Annotated in this window: 3 protein-coding genes; all 3 read left to right on the forward strand. The window is 60.8% G+C overall.

The features are described from left to right. Window positions 1-176 (forward strand): transposase (locus tag FS320_RS42160; RefSeq protein ID WP_192926244.1); only part of this gene is annotated, 176 nt, incomplete at its 5' end. Between the two features lie 501 nt (window positions 177-677). Next, window positions 678-1691 (forward strand): HNH endonuclease, encoded by a 1014-nt coding sequence (locus FS320_RS42165; protein WP_152718492.1) that lies wholly within the window; start codon window positions 678-680, stop codon window positions 1689-1691. Then, window positions 1684-1995 carry a class I SAM-dependent methyltransferase gene (locus FS320_RS42170; protein WP_202882968.1) on the forward strand — a complete coding sequence of 104 codons (312 nt, stop codon included), beginning with the start codon at window positions 1684-1686 and terminating at the stop codon, window positions 1993-1995. The genes FS320_RS42165 and FS320_RS42170 overlap by 8 nt, the downstream gene beginning before the upstream one ends. Window positions 1996-2119: the final 124 nt, after the last annotated feature.

Consider the following 2119-nt stretch of genomic DNA (forward strand, 5'->3'; position numbering starts at 1 on the left):
ATCTCGCCCGGGCGGAGTTCGCAACGCTGCGGTTGCGCCTGCTCAAGATCGCCGTGCGGGTGCAGGAAACCACCAGCCGCATCCGACTGGCCTTTGCCTCGTGCTGTCCGGAAGCGGATCTCGTCCGCCGTCTTGCGAGCGCTCTGGCACCCCAGCCCCGGGCGGCCTCGCCCTGAGCGCCGGGGCTGCCATCGCCCCGGTCATCCCATCCCGTCCCTGCCAACGCGTTCCCCACGTTCCAGACCTTGCCGCGGTGAAAGAAACGCAGCGGATCGGCACGCCCGCGCTACCAAATAGGCCCCGAAACAAACTCTGGTGAATAGGAACGGCTAGTCTGCTCCAGGCCTCCTGGTGGGAGCAGGTGCCACTGACCCTAGCGCGTTCCTTGCCAGCAGGGCCTGCCGTTTACTGTATCTATGGTCATGACGCTGACGAACCTGTCTATATCGGAGAGACCTCCGGGTTGCGGGCACGCGCTGTGACACATTCGGCCACGCAATGGCCTGTACAAGAACCTTGGCTTGCCTACCTGCCGCTGCCAGACGGAACGCCAAAGTTCGTGCTGCGGGAGCTCGAGAGCGATCTCTTGGGGTGGCACTTTTGGAGGGCCAGCCGAGCGCCTGCTGCACAGTACAAGGTGCTGGCAGGCACCGCCGATCTCGACGGGGACTGACCGAATGACCGATTTCCTCGCTAAGGCTCCGACACTCGATGCGAACTGGCGCGCAGTGGTGCTGTTCGGGCGGAACGTCGCCTCATACAAGTTCGCGCTCGGCAAGACCCTATTGGAATTGGCCAATCGCCCTGACGACCGCGTGCCGTTGGAGGACCTTGCTGCCCCCTTTGCGCGCAATCTGTGCGAACACCTGCGTCAGGTCGACAAGCAGACCACGTCTCAGTCGAGCAAGTTCCTTGACGCTTGCCGGGCGTTCAACCGGGGTGATCTGCCGGAAGATAAGTTGATTGAGACCACCGCACGGCTCGGATTTGTCAATGTGATCGATGCCTTTCACGTTGTGGGTGCCGGTCCAATCCCCGTCCGTTTCTTCGAGGACGAGCGAACATCTGGTCGTAGTGGCGGTGGCGCAATTCGGCTTACTGACGACCTCCGGCGGCTCGCCGGGTCCATCCAGGGAGCGAACTTGGCCGACGAGACAGAGGCCCGCTGGCGGTTAGTGGAGACAGCGTGGTCTCTCAATCTGCCGCGGGCCGGCATTGCTGTTCAAGCAGATACCGAGCAGAACCTGCTCTTTGTGGAGCGCGTGCGCCGCGTTAACCTGACCGGCGTACGGGCGGCTTTGAATGGCTATCAGCGGGGGCGGTGCTTTTACTGTCGGGCGGAAATGGCACTTTCTGCAACAGATGTAGATCACTTCTTCCCATGGGTGCTGAAGGAACGCGGTGAGATGCCCGATGCGGATGGCGTCTGGAACCTCGTTCTTGCGTGTCAGCGCTGCAATCGTGGTGAAAGGGGGAAGTTCGCTGCGGTTCCAGCGCCTGAGCTGGTCGCGAAACTTCACGAGCGCAACAACTGGCTTGTGGACAGCCATCACCCGCTCCGCGAAACCATTATGCTGCAGACTGGTATTGACGCGGAAAAACGGGCCTCCTTCCTCCGAATCAGACAACAGATTGCCCGAGACGGGCTCATACACGAATGGCGGCCGGTGGAGGTGTATGACGATGGGTGACCCTGTAGTTGGCACGATTGGCTATTACGACCAGAACGCAACAAGCTTCGCTTCGCAAACAGCTGATGTGGATCTCACTCTTCTGTACGACAAGTTTCTCCGCCTTGTTGCACCTGGCGGACGTATTCTTGATGCCGGTTGTGGTGTGGGCCGGGACGCTCTCGCCTTCTCGCAGCGTGGTTACGACGTTGTCGCTTTTGATGGGTCTGAGGAGATGGTGCGTCTCACCCAGGAGCGGGTAGGTAGTTATATCCCCGTTCACCTCATGCGCTTTGAGGAGATGGCTTGGCACAGTGAGTTCTGAGGTGGCTCGGTTTGGTTGAACAGCGTTTTCGGTTCGCTAAGTGGAGCGTCTGCCGGGGTTACGCTGCCGCGCGTTGCGGAAGCGGGTTGAAGTAGGCCTGATCGGGCGTGCTCCGGTCAAGGCT

Origin of the sequence: Microvirga tunisiensis (assembly GCF_009296175.1) — a bacterium.
Lineage (GTDB): Bacteria > Pseudomonadota > Alphaproteobacteria > Rhizobiales > Beijerinckiaceae > Microvirga > Microvirga tunisiensis.